The following is a 23636-nucleotide window of genomic DNA, read 5'->3' on the forward strand; positions in this document are numbered from 1 at the left end:
TTATGAAATTCAAAAGTGGGTTATACCAACGATAGAACGAATGTTTGTTTCATTTGTATTACTAAAATTACAGAAAATGGCTTTTTTGTAACTTTACAGTAGTTGTTGTGTAATAAATACCTGTTAGTATATGCAACATAGCAAATGAGGGCTAAACAATTTTAAATATAAGGATGTAATTAATTCATGAAAAAAGTTTTATCTATCGCTTTAGTAAGTACTATGGCTTTAACAGCAATTTCTGCAACAACAAAAACTGCTCAAGCTGCAGTACAACTCGACAGTAACCATGTCCAAGTTGAAGCAGGCGACACATACAAGAGCATCGCTGAAAATGCTGGCGTAACAATCGCTGAACTTGAACAAGCTAACGGCCGTGAAGTTGGCGGATACGACTTGATCTTCCCTGGTGAAACAGTAACATTACCAGGTGCTACAACTACAGCAACTGCTGATACAACTACACAAGCTGCACAAGATACAACCCAAACAGCTCAAGCAACACAAACTACTGAAGATACAAGTTACCAAGCACAAGACACAACACAAGCAACAACTCAAAGTGCTGCTACAACAACACAATCATCAACAACACAAACTGGTACATCACAAGGAACATTCAAGATTTCATTCTATGATCCAGCCGTACTAGGTTCAAACATGGGTTATGGTGGTGTTGCTGCTAACCTTTCAGTATTCCCTAAGGGTACAACACTTAAGATCACACTTTCTGATGGTACAGTATTAATCAGAACAGTTAATGATACAGGTACATTTGCATACAGTAACCCTAACCAATTAGACGTTGCTATGCCAAATAACCAAATTCCTTCATACGGTGTAACTACTGCATCTGTTGAAGTACTTTAAGATAAATATTTGAGAAGCAGAACATTAATTTGTTCTGCTTTTTTTGTATAATTATAAGATTTCTAATATAGCTACTAGATTAAAAGCTTTTTTAATTTTATACTTATTTTAAAGGGAGGGAACAAAATGATAAATCCAAGTTCCGATTGTACTGAGATACTAGTTGGTAAAGCCGCTAGCATGGATGGTTCCACTATTGTCGCCCGTAATGAAGACGGTTATGGTCCAATCAATCCCATTAAATTTGTTGCACATGTTGCAAAAGATCAAAAGAATGCCTTTTATACTTCAGTAACTACAGGTGTAAAAGTGCCACTACCTGAACACGCTCTAAGATATACTGCTACACCACAGGCAGACCAAAGTGATGGTCAATATGAAGAAGCCGGTATTAATGAATTAAACGTTGGTATGAGTTCAACTGAAACTACTGCTACTAATGCTCGTGTTTTAGGATACGACCCATTAGTTCACGATGGTATCGATGAGGAAGCAATGTTGACTTTAGTTTTGCCATACATTAAATCTGCCAAAGAGGGTGCTAAGAGATTAGGTGCCTTGTTGGAAAAATATGGTACTGGCGAATGCAATAGTATTGCTTTTAACGATAAGGATGAAATCTGGCTCTTAGAAACAGCAGGTGGTCACCATTGGGCTGCTATGCGTTTGCCAGAAGATACTTATGCTATCGTACCTAACCAAACCGTTATGCAAGAAGTTGATGTCAATGATACTGATAACTTCTTAGTAGCGACTGATTTGGTAGAATTTGTTGAAAAACATCATTTGAATCCGCAACCAGGTCACTTTAATTTCCGTGAAATCTTTGGAACACAAAGTGAAGCTGATGCTTATTACAACACACCACGTACTTGGTATGGACAAAAGATGTTCAATCCAGAAATTGAACAAGTGCCAACCGCTCAAGATATGCCAATGTGCAGAAAACCTGCTAAGAAATTAGCTATCGAAGATGTTGAAGCTTTCTTGTCATCACATTACAATGGTACGAAGTATGATCCATTTGGGACCTTTGCTTCAGGAACTCCAAAAGAACAACGTCAATTCCGTTCTATTGCCATGGATAGAAATCAAGCTTCATCAATTTTGCAAATTAGAAATGACGTTGATGACGATCACGCTGCTATTCAATGGTTGTCAATGGGATTCTTTGCTTACAGTCCTTATGTACCATTCTTTACCAACGTTACTGATACTCCAGAAGACTACAAGAATACTACTACTGAAGTTTCAGTAGACAATGTTTATTGGTTAGAAAAGACTTTGTCAGTTATCATCGAACCACATTATCACGAGTATTCTGACATGATTCACGCATACTTAGATGGTTGTCAATCATTTGCTCGTCAACGAGTTGAAGAAGCAGATCAAGCCGTAGGAAATTCTGTTAATGTCACTGAATTTTTGACAAAAAGCAATCAAACAACAGCCGGTGAAATTTCTCATCGTACACACCAATTGTTTAATAACTTAGTCAAAAAAGGTTTATTACTTTCAAAGACTACTTGGGAAAAAGGTCAAAACTTGTAATCAAAAAGACTTAGAGAAATCTAAGCCCTTTTTTTGTTGACTAGAGGTCAAAATGCATTAAAATTTGGTAATAATGAAAAATAAATTATTAATCAAAATATTTTTAATCAGTATGCTAGTAAGTTTTGCTTTTTTGATTAAGCCACAAACTATCTATGCTAGTTCTAACAATCTCAGAGAAATTCCAACATTATTCTTTCACGGTTTTGGTGGTACGGTACGATCTATGGATTACTTAATTGATCAATCACAAGCTGATGGTTACGCAACTAGAACGTTGACCATTTTTGTGTCAAAAAAGGGTAAGCTCAGTTTTGACGGAACTTGGCCTAAAAATGCCAAAAATCCTGAAATCCAAGTTTTGTTTGGTAATAATCACCAATCCGATTACCATAAAACTGCTAAGTGGATCAACACAGTTATTTTGACACTGCAAAAAAAATATCAAATGACTAGATATAATGCTGTGGCACATTCCTGGGGCAATAACGCTGTTATGTATTATTTGTTCAAATATAGCGATAAAAAAAATCAACCGCAAATTAATTCATTAGTAAATATTGCGGCTCCAATGCAAGTGTTAAATAGAGATATTTATCGACGTAATCCTTGGCGCTATTCTGATCAATTGACTAGAGATTTTGACAAATATACTCATCCAGATTCAGTTATGCGCCAGCTACATATTCGAGAATTAAATATCATGGGACAACTTTCCAAAGAAGACCATTTTGATAAGGCAGTACCCGTTTCATCTGCAAAATCTTTGAAGAAGGTCTTTAAGGGACCACATCAAACTTACCAAGCTAGACTATTTACTGGACGTTTGGCAGAACACAGTGCTTTGACGAGAAGAAATCCCAAAGTATTGCATGATATTGAACATTTCTTGTGGCGACGAAATTAAAAGAACAGATTCTCCATAACAAATTCATTGTTTAGTCACATTTATCCTTTAAAGTATTTTTTGAATGAAAATCTTAAATGGTAGGTGACGCAATGAGTTTTTTGAAAATGATAATTATTTTTGTCTTAGGATTATTTTTATTGGTTTATGCAGGACATGTTAAAAGTCGTTTTATATCAAAATCGTTATTCGCTTGTGGAACTTTGAGCGTTTTGATGGCTATGTACATTGCTTGGCCAAAATAAAAAGCCCTCATTGAGAGCTTATTCGATCGCAACTAGTTGGACATTTTCGACTGAATCTGACAGTTGGAGTGTGTCGATTAAATCATCCATAGTTCCGTTTAGATGACTGATATCTAGAGAAATAACAACTGTCGCAATATTGTGAATTGGGATATTTTGATTAATAGTTAAAATAGAAGCATTCAATTCCGAAATATCGACCAAAACTTTTGAGAGAGTACCTTGTTGATGCTTTAACATCATTGAGATGACAGCCTTACGCTCATTTCTCTCTTCATCTGGCTTAAAAACTAAGTCTTTATATTTATAATATGTACCACGACTGATACCCACAACCTTTACGGCTTCACTAACGTTGTGGACTTTTTTTGTCTCTAGTAAATTACGTGCCTCAATAACTTTTTCAAATGATTCAGGAAGAATAGAGCTATCAACTATATAATATTTTTCCATAATAAACTCCTTAAGCGAATCGGTATCTTCTTCAGTATATCATTGGATTTTGTCGTTGGAATTAATTTCTAAAAAATTGTTTCAACTGTTATAAAGTGCCGTTTTTTGCTATTCTATTGTTGATTGGAGATGTTAATTTTGAAAACCTTAGTAGTAGTGTCACACCCAGAAATCAATAATTCACAGACACAACAGTTTTTGTTGCAAGGTGCTAAATTGCAAGACGTGACTTGGCATCATGTAGAAGAATTGTCAGAAATTGATGTCGAAAAAGAACAAGCCTTGCTAAAGGAACATGATCGAATTATTTTTCAATTTCCTTTGTATTGGTATGCGGCTCCAGAAGGTTTAAAACATTGGGAAGACAACGTTTTGACGAGAAACTTTGTCTACGGCGATGGTGATGATAATTTAGCTGAAAAGGAATTTGGTATCGTTGTCAGTACTGGTATGCCTCTAAAAGACTTTCAACGTGGCGGCAGTGAAAATGTGACGATCGATGAGATAATGGCACCTTATTTTGCTATTGCTCAACGCGCTAAGATGAAGATTTTGCCTGTCTTTACGATAGCTCAATTCCAATATTTGCAAGAAAATGAGCAGATGCAGTTGTTGATTGATTATCAACGCTTTCTAACGCAACAATATCCCGATAGTTTACAAAATCGTCAATTGTGGTTTGAAAGAGAATTTGCTGATCGATTTAAAAATTTTGATGGAACGAATTGCAATGAATGTGAAACAATTTTGAGTACCTTTATCCAGCAACGAGAGGACATTTCACAATTGAAGAGCACTATTAGTTTAATCAAACAAGGTGAGGATGAATAATTATGAGTGAAACTGGTCAATGGTTAAGTCAAACAGTTAATGATTTATCTACTAAACAGACTCAATATGAAAATCGGGCCTTTTTGGTAGCAATGAAAAAAGTGATTGAAGAACAAAATCAACGTCAAACACAATTAGAAGGCGAAGTTGATGGCCGACTTTGGAATCATGAGCAATGGTAAAAAATAATCCACCTAGTATTAGGCGGATTATTTTTGTTATTTAGCAAAGATGAATTCTGGATTGTCTCGAGTAAGAATCGTTAAGTCATTGATGTCGATATTCAAATAATCATGGAATCGTTTTTCTAATTGATGAGCAGCTGCTAAATGATCATCATTTCTTTCGGGTTGAATATTTTCCATGTAGAATAGGAGATTCTTAGTTTTGTCAGTATCAGCTACACGGGCACTGTCACGCCAAGCCCAGCAACGTGAAATTACATCTTGATCGTCACGATAGATTATCTCACCAGGTAAAGCCTTTTCGACTTCATCTTCACCGATTGGAGTGAAGGTTTCGCCACCTTTAGCAACGGTCAAGTGGACATCACCAACAATTTTATCTAAATCTTCAGCGGCAATTGGGAAAGCATATTCTAATGATACGGAATTGTAGACGTCAACGACCGGATTGATATTGCCTACGCCTTTGTTATTTTTAGCCCGCTTTAAGAGGTTTTCTACGGCATTACGAGCACCTTTTTTAGTTTTGAACTTACGATAAGCATCACGCCAAGCTTTGACTACTGGATTAGCACTGATTGGGTCATCGGGTACCCATTTTTTGGCAATTTCGTTAGCATTTTGAATTAGGTCATTAGGGACCTTTTGGTCTTTATTGTCTACATTGTGGGCTGTCATTACGGCAATTTTTACATCAGGAAACAAATCCCAAAAGGCTTGATCAATAATAATTTTTTGCATTGGAATCCCTCCATTATTCTTTTGATTTCATTATATAATTTTTTTAGAAAAAGAAAGCGATTAATTTGACTGCCTGTTATTCATATAGTAACATTCGTGATGAAAATGGAGGTAGGATGATGAAATATTTATTAACTGGAGCAACGGGTCATTTGGGTGGCCATATTTTTAATGAATTAATTAAATTAGTGCCAAGTAGTGATATTACAGTTGGAGTTCACACAATTTCTAAAGCTAAATCTTTGTCAGAAGCTGGAGCAAAGGTTGTTGGAATTGATTTTTTAAAAGAAAATACTTTATTAGAAGCTTTTAAAAATATCGATGTTTTAATTTACGTTCCAAGTAAGAGTCATGACAGCTTCAGTCGTGTTAGCGAATTAGAAAATGTTTTGACAGCTGCTAAGAAAGTAAATGTTGGACATATTTTATCGATGGGCTTTATTGCTGATCAAGTTAATAATCCTTTTGATTTGTCTGCCTTTTACGGTTACTTACCACGTCGATTAGCTTCAAGTGGCATTCCATATACTATTTTGCGTAATGCTTTGTATGCCGATCCTTTAGTACCTTATTTACCAGAACTGATTGAACGTCAAAATGTAATTTATCCAGTGAAGGATCAGGCCTTGTCGTTTATCAGCTTACAAGATAGTGCTCGAGCCTTTGCCAAAGTTGCTAGCGAAAAGACTTTGCTACAAAATGGAAGAATTTATACATTAACGCAATCAAGAAATTATACGATGCCTCAGTTAGCCGAAGTTTTAAGCACAGTTTCTGGTAGCAAAATTGGTTATCAACCAGTTAGTCTTGATGAATTTGCTCAAATATATAATCAAGACAATGAGGGACACATGCTGTCTTCCATGTATGCTGCTGGGGGCTTAGGTTTGTTAGATGTGGTCAGTTCTGACTATCAAACGATTATGGGACATCCAGCTCAAGATTTGATGGATTTTTTAAACAATAATTACAAATAAGTAGCTTTTTTGAATCAACGTGTCATCTTGTTGTATGATAGACAGCATATTGTGTAAGAGGTGATACTATCAAAAATTCAATCCAAACTAGGATTATTGGGTTAGTCTCTGGTTTGATTTTAAATGCTTTTGGAAATGGTCTGTGTATTTCAGCTGACATGGGTAGTGGTTTATGGACGGCTTCGGCAGTCAATATGACTAAATGGTTTGGTTGGAATACAGGACTATTGTTATTTATTATTGGAGTTATCAATGCAATCACTAATCAGTTTTTGATCAAGAGATTAGATGTAAGACGTCTGATTGGTGAAGTACTCTATGTTATGTTTTTCAGTTATTTTGTAAATGTGTTTACTAATTTACTCAATTTCTTAGGCGTACCGAGTTTGCCAATTTTTATTAGAATTATTTTATCTTGTTTAGGCGTAGTCTTTTTCTGCGTGGCAATTTCTCTATATCAGAGAGCTAATATTGTAATGCATCCAAATGATGATACGACTAATATTTTGAGATTCTTGTATTTGAAAGGTAATTCGACGGCAGCTCAAATTATTGATTTTATCCCACCAATTATTATTATCATTGTAGCCGGAATTGCTATTGGTCAAGTTTATTCAGTTAATATTGGAACCATCTTCTCCTTTGTTTTTAATGGGATTTTGATAGCTAGTGCTGATAAATGGATTTGGCCAGCATTAAAGCATAATTTTAAAACAAAAAATAATTAGTTTTGTGATATTTGGCAATTCAATGAAATTTCTACCTAGAAGTTATATAATGTAAATACGGAACTTGGTAAACGCTTACATAAAGGCGCAGTTCTGTCGAGAGATTAATAATTAATTAGGTGGTGCGTATTGATGAAACTAAATGACAATACTGAAGCAAAGAAAGTTTTATCGGAGCTATATACCGATATTAATAATCAAAAAGACATCGACAAAGAAGATTATTCTAAAGATTTTGTTCTAAAAACATATAATTTGTTGAATAAGAATTATTCTTTCCAATACTTGTTTAGCCGATTGCGAGATGACAGAAACGTTCAAGCCACACTTGCTGAATTGGAAAATGGTGAAGACTATATCGAACAAATTGACCAATTTGCCCATAATGTAAACTTTGCAATCCATTAATATAATAAAAAATTAGCAACGAATGAAGGTTGCTAATTTTTTTATTTATACATTTTGTTGCAAATGCAATAAAATAATTATACAATACAATTTGTTTAGAAGAGAGGTATTTTTGTGGTAGATATTTTGAGATCAATTGGAGTGATTGCTAGGTCGTTGGATTCAATCAGTAATATTGAATTTAAACAATACGATTTAACTAAAGGCCAGTATCTATACTTAGCAAGAATTTACGAGCATCCCGGCATTATTCAAGAAAAAGTAGCTGAAATGATCAAAGTTGATCGAACAACTGCGGCTCGTGCAATCAAAAAGCTTGAGAGTAATGGTTTTATCGTCCGTAAACAGTCTCCAGACAATAAAAAAGAAAAGAAACTTTACGTGACTAAAAAAGGTAAAGAAACTTATCCGATTTTATCTCGTGAAGAAAATTATTCTAATGAGATTGCCTTAAGTGGGCTATCAGATAGTCAAAAAGAGCAGGTCTTTGAACTTTTGGAAGTGGTTGAAAAAAATATTTCTGAAAACTGGGAATACGTTAAAAAAGGTAATAAGCGGGTGTATTGATGATAAAACTTATTAAATGTACGCCAGAAGATGTTGAAGCCTTGCAAAATATCAGTATTGAGACTTTTTCAGCAACTTTTGGTCCTTATAATACGGAAGCAAATTTAAAAGGTTATTTAAAAAAGGCCTATGATATTAAGATTTTACAGCAAGAATTAAGCAATCCGAATTCCGAGTTCTATTTTGCTTATGAAGATAGTAAAATTGCTGGATATTTAAAAATTAATATTTTAGATGCTCAAAGCGAAAAAATGGCCGATAATTTTTTGGAAGTTCAACGAATCTATGTCAGAGAGAATTTTAAACGTCACGGCATTGGCAAAAAAATGCTGGAATTTGCTGTTAAAAGAGCCAGTGATTTAGGCAAAAATCGTTTATGGCTAGGTGTATGGGAGAAAAACTTTGCGGCTCAAAAATTTTATTATTCTCTAGGTTTTGAGAAGTATAGTTCTCATCGCTTTACGATGGGTGATTCAGTACAAATAGATTTCATTTTAAAAAAAGAATTGAGGAAATAGTAATGACAAAAGTAGTTATAGATAAAGAATTTTTTGAGTTATTCCCAGAAGCACAAATCAGTACTTTAACGATTCATGGGATTGACAATCATGTAGATGAAAAAGACAATCCGTATTTTGCCAAATTGTTGCACGAAGGTTCAGAAGAATCGAAGAAGTTTATCACCAATGATGTTTTCCGTGAAAATGATGTGATTGCTCAATGGCGTCAAGCCTTTCGTCAATTCAAGACTAAAAAAGGCGCTCGTTGTTCAATTGAAGCTTTGTTAAAACGGGTCAGTCAAGGGCATGAATTCTCACCAATCAATCCATTAGTTGATATTTACAATAGTGTTTCTCTAAAATATGGTGTTCCTTGTGGTGGAGAAAATATCAATGCTTTTGATGGTGACATGCATTTGGGAGAAGCTAAAGGTGGCGAAGGTTTTAAACCATTGGGTGCAACTGAAGATTCACCAGCTTTACCAGGAGAAATTATTTATTATGATAATTCCGGTGCTATCTGTCGTTGTCTTAACTGGCGTGAAGCCCAAAGAACTATGTTGACGGAAGATACAACTGATTCTGTTTTGGTTGTTGAAGCCATCAATGAAGAACAAGCCAAACGTGCTAGTGAAGCAATCGAAGAATTAAAAGAATTAACTGAGAAGTATTTCAAGGTTGATGGTAAGATTGAGCATTTAACAAAAGATCATCCAGAAACTGAACAATTATAGAATAAAAATTCCGGACTAGACAGTGGTTCATATATCTTTATGACCAAACAAATAAGCATCAATTCAGATAAATAGTTAATCGCAAATCGACTATATCTGAATTGATGCTATTTTGATTTATTGGAATAAATAAAGTAAGGTAATTTTTTTATTTTTGATCATTATCGACCATACCAAAGACTAGAACGATGATACCGATAACTAAACCGACAACGAAATAGAAGAAGACTGTCGAAACGCTGATACCCAATCCTAATGAGAAACCAATCAAGTAAGGTCCAATAGTGGCACCGATTCGACCGATTGATTGAGTAAAGCCAATACCAACTCCACGAGTTTCTAATGGATATTGAGTTGGTGTTAAGGCAATCATGATTCCCCAGGCACCTAAAGTAAAGAAGGAGAGAACACAACTACTGAAGACAACTAAAAATTCACTTTGAGCAGTTGCAAACATAAATGCTCCAATGATAGTACCTGTTAAATAAATGGCGAGAACTTTTTTACGACTGAGTTTTCCCATTAAATAAGCGGCTAGGAAATATCCTGGTAATTGGGCAAAACTCATCAATAAAGTATATTTGAAACTGTGGACAACTGAAAAACCACGTTTGATTAAAACACTAGGTAACCATAAAAACATACCGTAATAAGTGAACATGATGATGAACCAGAGAATACTTAAACAAATCGTAGCGCGACGAAAATCTTTAGACCAGATTTGACTAAAAGCTACTTTTAAATTCAGTTTTTCATTTTTAACATTTGTTTGCTCCGGTAAGTGGCGTCTGATTACTAATGTGTAAAGGGCCATAATTGAGGTAATGATAACTGTTGGACGCCAACCATAAACCGGCATGAATAAGAAAGCTAGTAGGGATGCTAAGATCCAACCAATAGCCCAAAAACTGTCGACCAAAATCAACATCTTTGAACGGCGATGACCAGAGAACGAATCAGCAATAATAGTTGTTGCTACGGGCAATTCACCACCCAAACCGATACCAGTGATAAAACGTACCAAGAGAAATTGTGGCAAATTTTGAGTCAGAGCTAGTGCCAAATTACTAATAGAAAATAATAATAACGTAATGATGATGATATTTTTCTTGCCAAATTTATCAGCCAAGTAACCGAATAAAATGGCACCAATAATCATACCGACAGTAGTAATGGAACTAACTAGTCCAACTTGTCCGTCAGTTAAAAGCATTTCCTTTTTTAATAAAGGCATGATAAATGATAATAATGCCACGTCTGCAGCATCAAATAACCAAGCTGTACCAATGACCATTAGTAGTTTTAAGCCACTATTGTCCTTGGTATTTATTTCTTGTGATTTCAAGATCTACCTCCAAAATTATAAAGAATAATAACTATTTTTATTAAAGGTAAAAGTTACCTTAAATAGCTTAAAAATAAGACTAGCAGAAGCCTTATTTTTGGTCAAGTAACCCACGAAGTTTATACAATTTGGCTGGTCGACCACTCTTTCCATGTTCACTACCGACCTCAATAAATAGATGCGAGTGTGTCTTGCGGAAGTTTGAGTTATCAATGTTTGTGACTGGTTCTTTCCAAAAAGTAGCGTAGACCTCACGGGCTTGTTTGAGGGTAAATTGGTCTCCTAAAATTAATAAGATAGTTGGTAAATAATTTAGACGATTAGTAATTCTATTAAAAGCCAAACGAAGAATCAATTCATGATCAGCTATCAAATGCTTATCATTATTGAATTCATCGATATTGTTATAAAAATCACTTTCCGATATTTTATCCGATAAAGTTTTAAAAATTAAATTTTGATATTTCAACAAATATTGATCTGCTGAATACTGAACGTGGAACCATTCGGCGTCTTTTGCCCCATAACCAGCTGTTAAATCAATCTTTTGGGGAAGATAGGTCATATAAGTTAAAGCAATTTCACGATTTTTTAGAGTTCGATTAACGTTACTAAAAGTTGCCAGTTGTTCAGTCGAAAATTCTGGTAGGTTAATGCCAATTTTTTCTCGAATCAAACGCAAAGAAGCTTCCTCAGCACTTTCGTCTTTTCGAAGAATTGTTGTAGGTAAGCCCCATTTGTCAACGTTTTGACCCAGAGAGTTTTTAACTAGCAAAACAAGTATTTCTTTATTAGTTGGGTCAAAACTCCAAATAATATTAGCGACATTGATGATTAAATTGTTGTTCAAATTAGTTTCAACCATGTATTATGACACCTTCTAATTATTACTATACTTATTATAATTTACTTTTCGTACAGTAGCATTAGATTTACTTGTTAATAATTAAAAAGGATTATATAACTGAAATGGAGGTTGAGAGGTCTCCAAGAAGAAAGATGGTAAAAAGTTATTCCCCAAAGGGTCCTGGAAAACCATCTTGAGAATTGGCTCTGTTTCATATCGAAAAATTCGTATATGGAGGGGAATTATATAATGAAAAAATTGTTAAAGAATAGTTTATTAATCGGTGCTGCAATTTTAGGAATAGGTTCTGTTGGTGCAGGTGGAATCGTCACGAAGGCTGCAACGACAACGCCAGCTCCAGAAACATCAACGTCGACGGCAGATTTGACACCTGGAACAATCACGTTGGATAGTGTACCTGGTGGCTCAACAAGTACAACGACACCTGGTGGAATTGATTTTGGTACAGTTGCATCAAGTGCTAGTGATGCTACATACAAATCAACAAGTATTTCTAGCGACTTGCACGTAACTAACCCTGGTGAACCAACTGGCTGGTCAGTCTCAGTTGCAGATAGTGCTTTCAGTAATGCTACTGGTGGTAGTTTGAAGGGTGCTGTTTTGTCACTTGCTGATAGTAAGTCACCAGCATTGACGGCTGATGCTTCGGATAACGTTTCTGCATTACCAACATTTAGTCCAACAATTGCATTGTCATCAGCTCCAGCAACTGTAGTTGATACTGCTGCTGGTGATGGTGTTGGTGCTTATACTGCAACATACAATGCTGGCGATGCTTCATTGATGGTTCCAGCAGGGAATGTCGGTGGATCCTATAGTTCAACATTGACTTGGACTTTGTCCAATGCACCTAGCTAAAAAGTAAGGTTACAATTTTAGGTTACAAAGAAGAGGGGTATTTAATTATGCCTCTCTTTTTTTGGAGGAATTATTTTGAAAAAGTCGTTAGTGGGATTTTTGATTTTTATATCGATGTTTCTTGGTTTTCAATTTTTGAATACTCCAGTTCAAGCGGCGGTCACGCCAACAGTCAATTATAGTGTGAGCCCAGAAAGTGCCAATAATCAAATTGACAAAAAAATAGGTTATTATGATCTAAAGGTTAGTCCTAACCAGAAAGAAAATATTAAATTTAAGATCAATAATAACAGTACTTCGACGCAATCTTATGATATTCAAATCAATCGTGCCACGACTGATGTTAATGGCGTGATTGTTTATAATAAGCATGGGGGAAAACCTGATCACGATTTAAAATATAACATTGAAAATTTGGTGACTTATCCCAAAAATGTGACTGTACCTGCAAAAGCTTCTAAAGAAGTAACAGTCGGAATTCAAGCACCTAGTGGTCATTTTGAAGGTGAACTGTTAGGTGGTATTTTAGTTGAAGAAAATAATCAGATAAACAATAAAAAGAAAGTTAAGGGCGTTTCATTAAGAAATAAATATGATTATGTTTTGGGTTTACAACTTCAACAAAGTACAGATGCTGTAAAACTTGATTTGAAATTTGATAAAGCCTTTCAAGTAACTACTAATAGTGATCAGATTTCAGTTGAGGGTCAAATGGATAATGATGTTCCAGAGTTGGAAAATAAAGTTTCGGTAGATGCTAAAATTACGCCTAAGAATAGTAAAAAGATTATTTTGAGATCTGATAAGAAGAACATGTCCATTGCTCCTGATAGCAAATTTGATTATCCAGTCAATGTCAACACACCTAGTGGTACTGGAAAAAATAAGAGATTAAAACCTGGTACTTATACGACGTATTTGAACGTCAAAGCTAATAATGGTCAAAATGCTTGGAAAATGAAGCGTAACTTCACAATTAGCAGTCGTGAGAATAAACAATTGAATAAGAAAGTTCCAAATCGTTCTCATGATCTATGGATTATATTAGGCGCCATCGTAGCTATGTTAATAATTGCCGGTAGTGTTATTTACATTTATAGAAAAAGAAGATAAAAAAAACGTGTGAATCCTAAAATTCACACGTTTTTTAGAATGCATTTATTAGAACGGTTCCCGATACTACTAAAACGAGTCCAGCGATTGAAGCAACTGACAGTGATTCGTGATAAAAGACCATTCCTGCAATTGTGACTAGTATCAACCCAACGCTACCCCAAGTGGCATAAGTCAAACTGAGAGGTAATCTTTTCAATACGTGGGAGAGGACGAATAAGCAGATGAAGTAAGATAATAATGTACCCAATGTAGGTAACAAATTAGTGAAGCCATCCGTCTTCTTTAAAAGTGAAGTCCCCAAAACTTCAAAACCGATTGATACTAGTAGTAGTAAGTAATTCATAAGCTTTTCCTCGGTTAAAATTTTTCTCTCAATATCATACCCGATTTTTTCTAAAAAGACACGAATTATTTTTAGAATTGAGAAACTTTTTATATGATTTTATAAATTTTGATTTTTTTTTATATATCAGAATCACAATTGACAATTAAGTTAAAATATATTAATTTAATTGATGATTTTTGCGGAAAATGGGGATTAAATTTGGAATTAAGAAACGATTGGGCACTTTTTAAAATACAACTGACGATAGCTTTTAAAGAACGCTTTTACTTTGTCTATACTTTGATCGTACCGATGTTTATGGTCTTTTTGAATAAAACTTTGGATTTTCAAGATAATGAGTCTATTTATGTATATTGGTCGTATATCGTCGTGACCACTGTTTTTAATGGCTTCTTATTAAATTTGGTTCGCTTACGTGAGAGCGGCTTTTTAAAAACACTGACTTATTTGAGTGGCTCACAGCATTCGATTGTTCTGGCCAATTTGTTGGTTCAGTTAGTAATTGTGCAATTGGAAATCTTCTTGTTTAATTTATACGTTACTTTTTTTATTACACACGTATCTGCATTAACTTTTGTGTACGGTTTTTTGTCATCTTCGCTAATAACTATTTTGTGCATCGCGATGATGTCAATTTTTTTTATTTTAAAGATTCGTCGTGCTATTTTTAATTATTTAGTGGGAGGTATCTTTACAATTGGCGTATTATTATTAGGCGTTCATCCACAAGGGACCAACAAAGCCGTTTTAACTGTGTTTAGTCCGTTTCAATTTGTTTATGGTTTGTATGTCATACCTTGCTCGACTATTAGATACGCTATTTTTCTTGCTTTTTGTAGTTTGCTATACTTAACAATTAGTGTGTTAGTTTTCAAGAAATTTTCGATTGGAGAGAAATTACGATGAAAATCGAAAATTTTAATTTAACTAAGCAAAAAAGAATCATTTTTAAAAATGTTAGTTTCTATTTTGAGGACTGCCAATTGAACTTTGTGCTTGGTAAACGTCAAAGTGGGAAGACTGAATTATTAGATCAGATTGCCCAAAATGAATCACTAGATAATTTGATTGGCTTTCCTAAGACATCTGAAATTGCTTATTTAGCACAACAAAATGACTTTTACGTTAATTTGACGGTGGCAGAAATTTTGCATTTTATCAGACAATTGGATGGAACTAAAAAATTCACGCCACCTTTGCGTATTTTACAATTAGAGCAACAAAGATTTTTAGAATTATCAATGATTGAGAAAAAGCTTGTAATTATTTATCTCAATATTATGGTAGAAAAAGAACTATATTTATTTGATGAGCCAGAAATGGGTTTGGATCTTGTTTCATCTCAAGAGGTCTTTAGCTGGATTAGAGAATTAGTCAAATTAGATAAAACAATCATTATTGCTACGAATAAATTAGATAATATTTGCGACATCGATAACGTTAACTACATCAAAGCTCATGATGAAATTTTAGTGGATAGTTATTTGAAAATTAAATCACGCATGGCTTTTTAAAGGGGATTATTTTGAAGAAATTATTATTGTTATTATTACCGTTACTTTTAGGCGGATGTGCAGCTAATACTAATAATCAAAGTCAACAAGAAAATACTTCTAACAAAGTTGATTCGGTTATTAGTGCTGAAAAACTAAGTCAATGGACTTATTCATCAGGTGATAAACCAGTTAAGGTTTTAAATGATGACAGACCCTCAACAATTAAAGCATCTGATTTCAAAAGTGAACATATTGATTATGGTGGTTTAGATAAACTTAATCGAACTAAAACAGCAACGGCCTACTTAACGGGAAATAATTTAGGACGCTCGAATACACGGACTGAACAAACTTGGCGTCCAACGGGATGGAATAATCAACCTAGATACGTTAAAGGACAACGAATTATTCCTCAAAATCGAGGACACTTGATAGCCTATACAATGACCTTTAATCTGAATAAATCCGGACAAGTTCAACAAGGAGAGTTAGGAAGTATCGATAATCCTTATAACTTGTTTACTCAAACAAGTTTTTCCAATCAAAAAACGATGGTTCAAGTAGAGCAGACAGTCAGAAACTCATTGGCTAAAAATAAAAAGGTTATTTATCAAGTTACACCGGTTTTTCGTGGCAATGAATTGATGGCTCGAGGTGTTTGGGTACAAGCGTTGGCAACTGATGGGAGTATGAAATTGAATCGTTATTTATGGAATGTTGAAGATCACTTACAATTCGACTATGCGACTGGTCGTTCAAGAGTTGATTTGGAATTTCAAGTTCCTGAGGTGAAGAATCCTTATCAACAGCGTCATTATTATAAGAAGAATTATCATCGGAATTATTAATAAAAAATGGTCTCACCAAATTTGGCGAGACCATTTTTTTAATTAGTCACTAACAACAACTAGTGATTTGATAACTTTACGATCAGTCATAGCTTTATAAGCTGCATCGATGTCATCGAGTTTGAAACTCTTTGTAAAGACTAATCCTGGATTGATTTTTCCATCCAAAACAGCTTTTAAAAGAAGTTGTTTGTCATAGGTTGAAACAGAAGCAGGGCCACCGGCAATTGAAATATTGTTTTCAAATGGAGTAGCGATATCCATTTTGCCAGTATGTGGCAAACCAACACGACCAACGACACTACCAGGACGACCAACACGTAGTGCAGTTTCAGTTGATAATTCAGTTCCGACACATTCAAGTACAGCGTCAGCACCGAATCCGTTGGTTAGTTCAAGCATCTTTTTAACACCTTCATCGCCACGTTCAGCGACGTTATCAGTGGCACCAAATGTTTTAGCAAGTGCTTGACGATCAGGATGACGACTAGTAGATATGATTTTCTTGGCGCCAAGTAGTTTAGCAGAAATAATTCCACACAAACCGACAGCTCCATCACCCAAGACAACTACTGTGTCGCCTTCTTTAACGTGAGCAACACGAGCAGCATGGAAACCAGTTGCCAAAACATCGGCTAAAGTCAAAAGTGATTTGAGCATTCCTTCACTGTAATCACTAGGTTGGCCAGGAACTTTAATCAAAGCCCATTGACCATGTTGAAATCTAATGTATTCGGCTTGGTTACCATTACTGAAATTATCCTTGTGTGATTGACAATCGCCATCAAAGCCGGCTAAACAAGCAGGGCAGTGTCCACAACCGTGAGTAAATGGAGCAATTACGAAATCACCAGGTTTAACAGTTGTGATATCTTTTCCAACTTCTTCAACAATTCCGATAGCTTCGTGACCAGAATTTTCAGAGTTTGGAGCCTTGTCTTCAAGACCACGATAAGCCCAGAGATCTGAACCACAGACACAAGCACGGACAACTTTGATAATTACATCATCATTTGCTTGGATGGTAGGTTTATCAACATTTTCGATCTTCATTTGACCGACTTTTTCAAAAACAGCTTTTTTCATATGACGCCTCCATTAATTTATCACTTTGATTATAACGTTTTTTTAGGGATATTTGTTTTTAGATTAATTTTTTATACCTAATTGACATTTAACTAAATTAAAATTATTATAATTATTTAACTGAGGAGGGGGAAAGCATATGGATGATAGTTTAAGCGTTGAGACAGCCGTCAAAGATACACTTCCAACAGTGTTTGGCTATATTGGGATTGGTATATCTTTTGGTATCGTGGCTGCATCTGCTGGTATGAGTGTTTTGATGGCAACTTTAATGTCGTTGATAGTCTATGCGGGCTCGGCACAGTTTATTTTGGTCAGTTTATTAGTAATAGGAACGCCAATTGTTTCGATTGCTCTATCAGTTTTTTTGGTCAACTCACGGATGATTTTGATGAGCATGACAACCGCAAATTTCTTTAAAGAGAATTCGTTATTTGAGAATATCTTGCTAGGAAGTTTGATTACTGATGAAAGTTTTGCTCTGAGTATGAATAAACTCAACTACACTGACGGTAAATTGACTTTCAAATGGTTCAACACTGTCAATGTGATGGCTTATTTGGTCTGGGCGGTATCGACTGCTGTTGGTGCGATGTTGGGAAAAATTATCAGTGATCCAGAAAAGCTCGGCTTAGATTTTGCTTTGGTAGCGATGTTTATTGGGTTGTTGTATTTACAATTGATCAGTGACAAATCAATTTCTTTGAAAGTTCAATTGATCGTCGTTGGTATCATGTTGCCACTGGTATATTTTGGACTAATTTTTATTTCCAGCGATTTATTAATTCTAATTGTAACTTTAATTGGTTGTACGATAGGGGTGATTTTGAAACATGCCATCAACTAAATTTGTTTTATGGACTTTAATTGCGTGTGGTTTAGTGACCTGGTTGTCTCGAATCATGCCATTTGTCCTTTTAAAAAAGTTTAATTTATCACCAAAAGTAGTCGAATTTTTAGGCTTTGTACCAATTACTATCATGGCTGCTTTATGGTTTGAAAACTTGTTTCACCAACAAATTGGGCATCTACCACAGATTGACTTTGCTAATTTGTTGGCTTCAGTACCAACTGTTTTGACAGCCATTCTTACTAAGAAATTATTGCTGATCGTAGTTGTTGGAATTATTTCTCTGGCACTAGTCAGATTAGCTATCTAAGAACTCTTATTTCTTCTCATTTAAGGAGGAATAAGAGTTCTTTTATATTTGACACAACTATCAGTCTGATATATATTAAAAAAGTTATGCTTGTATCAGTCTGATATAGAGGTGAGATTATGTATGATTTATTTGTTTTGGGTCAATTAATGGATGAGTCAATGAGTGGCTATTTGATGCAAAGTATATTGCAACAGATTGTCGGGCGGCAAAGAAAAATCAGTTTTGGGATGATTTACCCTTTGTTCAATCGCTTGAAAGAAGCAGGATATATTACGATTTCTGAAGTTAAGTCAAAGAATAATCGATTTATCAAGGTTGCAACAATAACCAATGCGGGTAAAGAGCGTTTCTATGAATTGATGGCTCAAAAAGTTCCGTTGAATCCGAATCTAGATTTCACTTATAGTGTAAAATTTCGTAATTTTCATCAAGTTGATTTAAGTTTAAGAAGGCAAATTTTACATGATTATCAGACTTATTTACTGAAGAGTCAGGAATTGTTAACTCAGCAGTCACAAGATTTAAAAAATACTAAGATTTCTAAGACTGATTTGAAGAATGCCAGATGGGTCATCGAATTAGAACAAATGAAGATGAAGGCAGCTTTAGATTGGGTCAAAGAATCAATTAGACAGTTAAATGAGGGGGAAAATTAACTGTGGAAAAAACTATGTCAAGAAAGACCATTTTATTGATGGCCGTAGTAACAGGTGTCATTGTTGCTAATTTAAATTTTATTCAACCGATTGAGAATTTGATTGCAACCGATTTTGGAGTATCTAAAGCAGTTGTTGGGATATTAGCGATGGTGACGCAGTTAGGTTATGCCTTTGGTTTATTGCTAATAGTTCCATTGGGAGATATTTTTGATAGATATCATTTGATTCAATTCATGATGGTTTTATCGATTATTTCATTAATAGTGGCCTTTTTAGCACCAAACGCTGCCGTATTTGCGGTTGCTACTACTTTGATTGGTATCACATCAGTTGCACCACAAATTATTATTCCTTACGCTGGTTATTTAGCACCTGCCTTGCAACGTGGGAAAGTTTTAGGAATTGTTTTGAGTGGTTTGTTGACGGGTATTTTATTGTCTCGTTCATTTAGTGGTTTATTAGGAAGCATCATGCCTTGGCAAGATATTTATTTAGTTGCTGCAGTGATCGATTTAATTTTTTTAGTTATCGTGCATCGTTTTATGCCAAAGGATCAACGTGGTCATCAAGATTTAAATTATTTGTCGGTTATCAAAATGTTGCCAAAATTATTTATTACTCAAAAAGAATTACGTGGTTCTTCTATTAATGGTTTTTGTATGTTTGGAATGTCAAATGTCTTGTGGTCAACTCTAGCCTTCTATTTGGCAGACCAGTATCACTTAGGTAGTAATGTTGCCGGATTGTTGGGTTTGCTAGGAATCGCTGGGGTTTTAGTAGCACCTTGGGTAGGAGATTTAGTCGATCAAAAATCACCTAAACTTACAATCGGTTTGAGTATGATTTTTTCAGGTTTAGCTTTTGTGATTTTTTGGTTAGTTGGTTTTTGGATTATCGGCTTAATCGTCGGAATTGTTTTACTAGATTTAGGTACACAATTCAGTCAAGTTTCTAATCAAGCAATTGTTCAATCGATTAATCGTAAACAAAGCAGTCGTAACAATTCAGTCTTTATGTTCAGTTACTTTTTAGGTGGTTCAATCGGAACTTTGTCAGCCACTTGGGCTTGGGGACAATTCGGTTGGTCCGGAGTTTGTGTTGTAGCATTTGTTTTCCTATTGATTTCAATTTTGGATCACTTGATTGTTGGTGAACCTCAAAAATTAAACACAGAGGAATAATGGTTAAATTTTGGTTGGTGTAGGATATCGTCGTCCGTTCTGCTTTGTGGATGCTGGAACGTACTGGGCACAACTTGAAGCTAATTCCAGAACCGGGAATCATCTCCAAGCTTGACCTTTTACTAAGCGATAAATCGCTAAGTAAAATTTCAGTACTGAGCGTCCACAAAGCTGCCACTACCGACTGAATAACGACATTTATTTTTTTCTCAAGTAAATCAAAATAGCATCAATTCAGATATGGTCGATTAACTATTTATCTGAATTGATGCTTATTTGTTTGGTCATAAAGATATAGAACCACTGAGCTAATTTTCTTTGCTATGGAGGATGGGAAATTTTTACAATTAAAGCCTTGTGTTTGTAATGGGTCTCAAAAATCGTTTTATTTTATATTTTGAATAAAATATTATATCATCAAGTGTTGAAATTATCAGAGGATACGAGGATATAAATTATGGAGAGATTTGCACTATTAATCGTCTTGTTCGCAGCCTTAGCGACACCTTTAATTACCGCAAGGTTTCATTTGACACGAATGCCGACGGCTATTTCAGAAATTATTATGGGAATAATTATTGGAAAAACCGGTTTGAATATCGTTCAACCGGATGCTAGTCTGCAATATATTTCTAGTTTAGGTGTTATCATGTTGATCTTTTTAGGTGGAATGGAAATTGACTTTTCATTGCTCGAGCCTAAAAAAGATAAAGATGTCTTCTCGCCATTAGGGACCTCGATTTGGGGTTTTGTTTCGGTGTTAATAATGTCAGTTATTTTAAGCACATTTATGTATGTGACAGGCATTTTCAGTGAATTTGTTTTAGCTGTTATTTTATTTAGTACGATTGCTCTAGGAGTAATCATTTCGTTACTAAAAGAAGTAGGTTTGTTGAGTACCAATTACGGACAAACGATTTTATTGACTAGTGCTTTTGGAGAATTTATTCCTTTGCTGGCTTTGACTGTTTATTCAGCAGTTAAACAACAAAATTATTTGTCGGTCTTTGGTTTGCCGGTGATATTTATTATTGCGATTATTTTATTACGCCGATTCAATCGAATTTACATCTTCTTTGAGGGCATTGACAAGAGTACAACTCAATTAGATATTCGTTTAGCGTTTTTCTTGATTTTTATTTTAGTAACTTTTGCTGAACAAATTGGTGCTGAGAATATTCTTGGAGCTTTCTTAGCTGGAGCGGTTATGAAATTACTTAAGCCTAAAGCTGATACTGAAGAAAAATTGAGTTCAATGGGTTATGGATTCTTTATCCCTGTTTTCTTCATCACAACAGGGGTTAATTTAAATTTGAGAACTTTATTAACTAATAAGCAGGCTTTAATTTTGATTCCAGTTTTCTTCATTGCATTCATTCTTTCCAAGATGCTCGTCTATGTTGCTTTTCGAAAGAAGTTTGGAAAAAGATATTCTGCCGCTGCAACAATCGTGACATCAACGACAATTACGTTGGTTTTGCCAATTTTACAAGTCGGACAAAACTTGAAGTTGATTACTACGGCTCAATCAGGAGCAATCACTTTGGCAGCTATTATAACGTGTTTGATAGGACCAATACTTTTCAACAAAATTATTAGTGGTGGTCAAAAAGAGACAAATTAATAGAAATATCTTTTTTGGAGAAAAAAGCACAGCAAAATATGTCGATATGGACTAGAATGTACCTGTTAAATAAAAAGTAACATCAAAAGGATGGGGATTTTTTATGGCAAAATATGAAGCAAGTACAGAAGAAAAGCATATTGATATCGTCAATATTGCTAGTTTGGAACAACGTGTTAAGGACCATATGAGCAATGAAAAAGGTGCTTTCGGCTATATTCGCGGTGGTTCTGAAGATGAATGGACAATGAAACAAAATACTGAGGCTTTTAATAAGAAGAGAATCATGCCCCGTGTTTTGCAAGGCATTGATCATGCTGATTTGAGTACTAAGCTTTGGGACATTGATTTGAAGACTCCAATCATTGAAGCTCCTTCAGCTGCCCATGGTTTGGCTCATGCTAAAGGTGAAGTTGATACTGCAAAGGGTGTTGCTGCTGCTGGTTCAATCTTTTCAATGAGTACTTACGGTAGTACTTCTATTGAAGATGGTGCCGCTGCCGCTCCTGATGCTCCACAATTCTTCCAACTCTATATGAGTAAAGATGACAAATTTAATGAATTTTTAATTAAGAAAGCTGTTAAAGCTGGTGTTAAAGCTATTATTTTAACAGTTGATTCAACACTTGGTGGTTATCGTGAAGAAGATGTCATCAATAAATTCCAATTCCCACTACCAATGCCAAACTTAGCTGCCTTTTCTGACGACGATGGTGAAGGTAAGGGAATTTCCGAAATTTACGCCGCCGCTAAACAAGGTATCGTACCTTCAGATATTCAAAAGATCAAAGACATGTCAGGTTTGCCAGTTTTTGTTAAAGGTATCCAATCACCAGATGATGCAGAACTAGCAATTGAATTTGGTGCTGATGGTATTTGGGTATCAAATCACGGTGGTCGTCAATTAGACGGAGGTCCCGCTTCATTTGATGTCTTGCCTGCAATTGCTCAAGTTGTCGACAAACGTGTTCCGGTCGTCTTCGATAGTGGCGTTCGTCGTGGTGAACATGTCTTCAAGGCCTTGGCTAGTGGTGCTGATTTAGTTGCTGTTGGTCGTCCAATTATTTATGGATTGAATCTTGGTGGTGCTCAAGGTGTCACAGATGTCATTGAACACTTGAACAAAGAACTTTCAATTACAATGCAATTGGCTGGTACTAAGACGATTCATGACGTCAAGAACGTTGATTTATTATAATTGTTGTAATAGTATAAAAATGAATTTAATCATAGAGAACAATCCTTAGAATTAGTTTGAGGATTGTTCTTTTTGTATAGAAAACGTTTTTCTAAAAATAATCTCAAATTTGTGCTTGAGTTAAAGTCGACTTTAGGGTGTAGAGTTATTT

The 23636-nt window shown here is 35.0% G+C and carries 28 protein-coding genes; 22 read left to right on the forward strand and 6 right to left on the reverse strand.

Annotated elements, in window-relative coordinates; translation table 11 throughout:
* Window positions 1–186 precede the first annotated feature (186 nt).
* The 3 genes from G6534_RS03255 to G6534_RS03265 all read left to right on the forward strand — a co-directional run bounded on the left by G6534_RS03255 (window position 187) and on the right by G6534_RS03265 (window position 3328).
* Complete coding sequence (locus tag G6534_RS03255) at window positions 187–870, forward strand: LysM peptidoglycan-binding domain-containing protein (protein WP_059074553.1); 684 nt, start codon at window positions 187–189, stop codon at window positions 868–870.
* Window positions 871–996: 126 nt separating this feature from the next.
* The gene (locus G6534_RS03260; RefSeq protein ID WP_059074552.1) at window positions 997–2421 is read left to right on the forward strand and encodes a C69 family dipeptidase; all 1425 of its coding nucleotides are present in this window, start codon (window positions 997–999) and stop codon (window positions 2419–2421) included.
* Window positions 2422–2533: 112 nt separating this feature from the next.
* On the forward strand, window positions 2534–3328 hold the full coding sequence (locus G6534_RS03265) for an alpha/beta hydrolase (protein WP_235586361.1): 795 nt from the start codon (window positions 2534–2536) through the stop codon (window positions 3326–3328).
* A gap of 263 nt (window positions 3329–3591) precedes the next feature.
* Here G6534_RS03265 and G6534_RS03270 read toward each other — a convergent pair whose 3' ends face one another.
* Window positions 3592–4026, reverse strand: coding sequence for an ACT domain-containing protein (locus G6534_RS03270; RefSeq protein WP_057813158.1), 435 nt, complete (start codon window positions 4024–4026; stop codon window positions 3592–3594).
* A gap of 129 nt (window positions 4027–4155) precedes the next feature.
* On the opposite strand from G6534_RS03270, the gene G6534_RS03275 reads away from it, so the two are divergent.
* Both G6534_RS03275 and G6534_RS03280 read left to right on the forward strand, forming a co-directional pair.
* Window positions 4156–4857: an NAD(P)H-dependent oxidoreductase gene (locus G6534_RS03275; RefSeq protein WP_238788911.1), complete on the forward strand. Its 702-nt coding sequence runs from the start codon at window positions 4156–4158 to the stop codon at window positions 4855–4857.
* Between the two features lie 2 nt (window positions 4858–4859).
* Window positions 4860–5039, forward strand: a complete 180-nt coding sequence (locus G6534_RS03280) for a hypothetical protein (protein WP_059074549.1) — start codon at window positions 4860–4862, stop codon at window positions 5037–5039.
* 36 nt (window positions 5040–5075) lie between these two features.
* Here G6534_RS03280 and G6534_RS03285 read toward each other — a convergent pair whose 3' ends face one another.
* Window positions 5076–5783: a B3/B4 domain-containing protein gene (locus tag G6534_RS03285; protein ID WP_182083136.1), complete on the reverse strand. Its 708-nt coding sequence runs from the start codon at window positions 5781–5783 to the stop codon at window positions 5076–5078.
* 119 nt (window positions 5784–5902) lie between these two features.
* Between G6534_RS03285 and G6534_RS03290 the strand changes: the two genes are divergently transcribed.
* From G6534_RS03290 to G6534_RS03315, 6 genes are all read left to right on the forward strand, one after another.
* Window positions 5903–6760 (forward strand): SDR family oxidoreductase, encoded by an 858-nt coding sequence (locus G6534_RS03290; protein WP_059074547.1) that lies wholly within the window; start codon window positions 5903–5905, stop codon window positions 6758–6760.
* Window positions 6761–6855: 95 nt separating this feature from the next.
* Window positions 6856–7488, forward strand: a complete 633-nt coding sequence (locus G6534_RS03295; protein ID WP_059074546.1) for a DUF6198 family protein — start codon at window positions 6856–6858, stop codon at window positions 7486–7488.
* Between the two features lie 132 nt (window positions 7489–7620).
* Complete coding sequence (locus tag G6534_RS03300) at window positions 7621–7896, forward strand: hypothetical protein (RefSeq protein ID WP_059074545.1); 276 nt, start codon at window positions 7621–7623, stop codon at window positions 7894–7896.
* A gap of 114 nt (window positions 7897–8010) precedes the next feature.
* Complete coding sequence (locus G6534_RS03305) at window positions 8011–8463, forward strand: MarR family winged helix-turn-helix transcriptional regulator (protein ID WP_059074544.1); 453 nt, start codon at window positions 8011–8013, stop codon at window positions 8461–8463.
* Window positions 8463–8981, forward strand: coding sequence for a GNAT family N-acetyltransferase (locus G6534_RS03310; RefSeq protein WP_182083137.1), 519 nt, complete (start codon window positions 8463–8465; stop codon window positions 8979–8981). The genes G6534_RS03305 and G6534_RS03310 overlap by 1 nt, the downstream gene beginning before the upstream one ends.
* Window positions 8982–8983: 2 nt before the next feature.
* Entirely contained in the window at window positions 8984–9697 is a 714-nt protein-coding gene (locus G6534_RS03315) for a B3/B4 domain-containing protein (RefSeq protein ID WP_082666957.1), read from the forward strand.
* A gap of 148 nt (window positions 9698–9845) precedes the next feature.
* Here G6534_RS03315 and G6534_RS03320 read toward each other — a convergent pair whose 3' ends face one another.
* The gene (locus G6534_RS03320) at window positions 9846–10991 is read right to left on the reverse strand and encodes an MFS transporter (RefSeq protein WP_182083267.1); all 1146 of its coding nucleotides are present in this window, start codon (window positions 10989–10991) and stop codon (window positions 9846–9848) included.
* 142 nt (window positions 10992–11133) lie between these two features.
* The gene (locus tag G6534_RS03325; RefSeq protein WP_059074542.1) at window positions 11134–11907 is read right to left on the reverse strand and encodes an NrtR DNA-binding winged helix domain-containing protein; all 774 of its coding nucleotides are present in this window, start codon (window positions 11905–11907) and stop codon (window positions 11134–11136) included.
* A 231-nt stretch (window positions 11908–12138) separates the two neighbouring features.
* Here G6534_RS03325 and G6534_RS03330 point away from each other — a divergent pair, with 231 nt between their 5' ends.
* Together G6534_RS03330 and G6534_RS03335 are read left to right on the forward strand one after the other, a co-directional pair.
* A complete protein-coding gene (locus tag G6534_RS03330) occupies window positions 12139–12768 on the forward strand; it encodes a WxL domain-containing protein (RefSeq protein ID WP_182083138.1) in 630 nt (209 codons plus the stop codon).
* 75 nt (window positions 12769–12843) lie between these two features.
* Window positions 12844–13881, forward strand: coding sequence for a WxLIP family cell surface protein (locus tag G6534_RS03335; protein WP_182083139.1), 1038 nt, complete (start codon window positions 12844–12846; stop codon window positions 13879–13881).
* Window positions 13882–13915: 34 nt separating this feature from the next.
* On the opposite strand, the gene G6534_RS03340 is transcribed toward G6534_RS03335, so the two are convergent.
* Window positions 13916–14227 (reverse strand): DMT family transporter, encoded by a 312-nt coding sequence (locus G6534_RS03340; RefSeq protein ID WP_059074539.1) that lies wholly within the window; start codon window positions 14225–14227, stop codon window positions 13916–13918.
* Between the two features lie 201 nt (window positions 14228–14428).
* Between G6534_RS03340 and G6534_RS03345 the strand changes: the two genes are divergently transcribed.
* From G6534_RS03345 to G6534_RS03355, 3 genes are read left to right on the forward strand one after another with little or no spacing between them, the layout of a single operon-like run.
* Entirely contained in the window at window positions 14429–15136 is a 708-nt protein-coding gene (locus tag G6534_RS03345) for a hypothetical protein (protein ID WP_059074538.1), read from the forward strand.
* On the forward strand, window positions 15133–15744 hold the full coding sequence (locus G6534_RS03350; RefSeq protein ID WP_059074537.1) for an ATP-binding cassette domain-containing protein: 612 nt from the start codon (window positions 15133–15135) through the stop codon (window positions 15742–15744). Before G6534_RS03345 ends, G6534_RS03350 begins: the two co-directional genes overlap by 4 nt.
* Window positions 15745–15755: 11 nt before the next feature.
* The gene (locus G6534_RS03355; RefSeq protein WP_059074536.1) at window positions 15756–16574 is read left to right on the forward strand and encodes a DNA/RNA non-specific endonuclease; all 819 of its coding nucleotides are present in this window, start codon (window positions 15756–15758) and stop codon (window positions 16572–16574) included.
* Between the two features lie 42 nt (window positions 16575–16616).
* Here the strand turns inward: G6534_RS03355 and G6534_RS03360 are convergent, their stop codons facing one another.
* Window positions 16617–17660, reverse strand: a complete 1044-nt coding sequence (locus tag G6534_RS03360; RefSeq protein WP_182083140.1) for an alcohol dehydrogenase catalytic domain-containing protein — start codon at window positions 17658–17660, stop codon at window positions 16617–16619.
* Between the two features lie 139 nt (window positions 17661–17799).
* Here G6534_RS03360 and G6534_RS03365 point away from each other — a divergent pair, with 139 nt between their 5' ends.
* From G6534_RS03365 to G6534_RS03390, 6 genes are all read left to right on the forward strand, one after another.
* Entirely contained in the window at window positions 17800–18507 is a 708-nt protein-coding gene (locus G6534_RS03365) for an AzlC family ABC transporter permease (protein WP_059074534.1), read from the forward strand.
* On the forward strand, window positions 18494–18820 hold the full coding sequence (locus G6534_RS03370; RefSeq protein ID WP_010020266.1) for an AzlD domain-containing protein: 327 nt from the start codon (window positions 18494–18496) through the stop codon (window positions 18818–18820). Before G6534_RS03365 ends, G6534_RS03370 begins: the two co-directional genes overlap by 14 nt.
* Before the next feature lie 119 nt (window positions 18821–18939).
* Window positions 18940–19479 (forward strand): PadR family transcriptional regulator, encoded by a 540-nt coding sequence (locus G6534_RS03375; protein ID WP_059074533.1) that lies wholly within the window; start codon window positions 18940–18942, stop codon window positions 19477–19479.
* Window positions 19480–19493: 14 nt separating this feature from the next.
* Entirely contained in the window at window positions 19494–20663 is a 1170-nt protein-coding gene (locus tag G6534_RS03380) for an MFS transporter (RefSeq protein ID WP_182083268.1), read from the forward strand.
* A gap of 457 nt (window positions 20664–21120) precedes the next feature.
* Window positions 21121–22287, forward strand: coding sequence for a cation:proton antiporter (locus G6534_RS03385; RefSeq protein ID WP_059074532.1), 1167 nt, complete (start codon window positions 21121–21123; stop codon window positions 22285–22287).
* Between the two features lie 103 nt (window positions 22288–22390).
* The gene (locus G6534_RS03390) at window positions 22391–23485 is read left to right on the forward strand and encodes a lactate oxidase (protein WP_059074531.1); all 1095 of its coding nucleotides are present in this window, start codon (window positions 22391–22393) and stop codon (window positions 23483–23485) included.
* Window positions 23486–23636: the final 151 nt, after the last annotated feature.

The sequence above is a fragment of the Companilactobacillus pabuli genome (assembly GCF_014058425.1).
GTDB classification, from domain to species: Bacteria; Bacillota; Bacilli; order Lactobacillales; family Lactobacillaceae; genus Companilactobacillus; species Companilactobacillus pabuli.

What these genes read in the sequence shown, in the direction of transcription:
- G6534_RS03255 (WP_059074553.1), top strand. Translation starts at nt 187, where the DNA reads ATGAAAAAAGTTTTATCTATCGCTTTAGTAAGTACTATGGCTTTAACA.
- G6534_RS03260 (WP_059074552.1), top strand. Translation starts at nt 997, where the DNA reads ATGATAAATCCAAGTTCCGATTGTACTGAGATACTAGTTGGTAAAGCC.
- G6534_RS03265 (WP_235586361.1), top strand. Translation starts at nt 2,534, where the DNA reads ATGCTAGTAAGTTTTGCTTTTTTGATTAAGCCACAAACTATCTATGCT.
- G6534_RS03270 (WP_057813158.1), bottom strand. Translation starts at nt 4,026, where the DNA reads ATGGAAAAATATTATATAGTTGATAGCTCTATTCTTCCTGAATCATTT.
- G6534_RS03275 (WP_238788911.1), top strand. Translation starts at nt 4,156, where the DNA reads ATGTTAATTTTGAAAACCTTAGTAGTAGTGTCACACCCAGAAATCAAT.
- G6534_RS03280 (WP_059074549.1), top strand. Translation starts at nt 4,860, where the DNA reads ATGAGTGAAACTGGTCAATGGTTAAGTCAAACAGTTAATGATTTATCT.
- G6534_RS03285 (WP_182083136.1), bottom strand. Translation starts at nt 5,783, where the DNA reads ATGCAAAAAATTATTATTGATCAAGCCTTTTGGGATTTGTTTCCTGAT.
- G6534_RS03290 (WP_059074547.1), top strand. Translation starts at nt 5,903, where the DNA reads ATGAAATATTTATTAACTGGAGCAACGGGTCATTTGGGTGGCCATATT.
- G6534_RS03300 (WP_059074545.1), top strand. Translation starts at nt 7,621, where the DNA reads ATGAAACTAAATGACAATACTGAAGCAAAGAAAGTTTTATCGGAGCTA.
- G6534_RS03310 (WP_182083137.1), top strand. Translation starts at nt 8,463, where the DNA reads ATGATAAAACTTATTAAATGTACGCCAGAAGATGTTGAAGCCTTGCAA.
- G6534_RS03315 (WP_082666957.1), top strand. Translation starts at nt 8,984, where the DNA reads ATGACAAAAGTAGTTATAGATAAAGAATTTTTTGAGTTATTCCCAGAA.
- G6534_RS03320 (WP_182083267.1), bottom strand. Translation starts at nt 10,991, where the DNA reads ATGGTCATTGGTACAGCTTGGTTATTTGATGCTGCAGACGTGGCATTA.
- G6534_RS03325 (WP_059074542.1), bottom strand. Translation starts at nt 11,907, where the DNA reads ATGGTTGAAACTAATTTGAACAACAATTTAATCATCAATGTCGCTAAT.
- G6534_RS03330 (WP_182083138.1), top strand. Translation starts at nt 12,139, where the DNA reads ATGAAAAAATTGTTAAAGAATAGTTTATTAATCGGTGCTGCAATTTTA.
- G6534_RS03340 (WP_059074539.1), bottom strand. Translation starts at nt 14,227, where the DNA reads ATGAATTACTTACTACTACTAGTATCAATCGGTTTTGAAGTTTTGGGG.
- G6534_RS03350 (WP_059074537.1), top strand. Translation starts at nt 15,133, where the DNA reads ATGAAAATCGAAAATTTTAATTTAACTAAGCAAAAAAGAATCATTTTT.
- G6534_RS03360 (WP_182083140.1), bottom strand. Translation starts at nt 17,660, where the DNA reads ATGAAAAAAGCTGTTTTTGAAAAAGTCGGTCAAATGAAGATCGAAAAT.
- G6534_RS03365 (WP_059074534.1), top strand. Translation starts at nt 17,800, where the DNA reads ATGGATGATAGTTTAAGCGTTGAGACAGCCGTCAAAGATACACTTCCA.
- G6534_RS03370 (WP_010020266.1), top strand. Translation starts at nt 18,494, where the DNA reads ATGCCATCAACTAAATTTGTTTTATGGACTTTAATTGCGTGTGGTTTA.
- G6534_RS03375 (WP_059074533.1), top strand. Translation starts at nt 18,940, where the DNA reads ATGTATGATTTATTTGTTTTGGGTCAATTAATGGATGAGTCAATGAGT.
- G6534_RS03380 (WP_182083268.1), top strand. Translation starts at nt 19,494, where the DNA reads ATGTCAAGAAAGACCATTTTATTGATGGCCGTAGTAACAGGTGTCATT.
- G6534_RS03385 (WP_059074532.1), top strand. Translation starts at nt 21,121, where the DNA reads ATGGAGAGATTTGCACTATTAATCGTCTTGTTCGCAGCCTTAGCGACA.
- G6534_RS03390 (WP_059074531.1), top strand. Translation starts at nt 22,391, where the DNA reads ATGGCAAAATATGAAGCAAGTACAGAAGAAAAGCATATTGATATCGTC.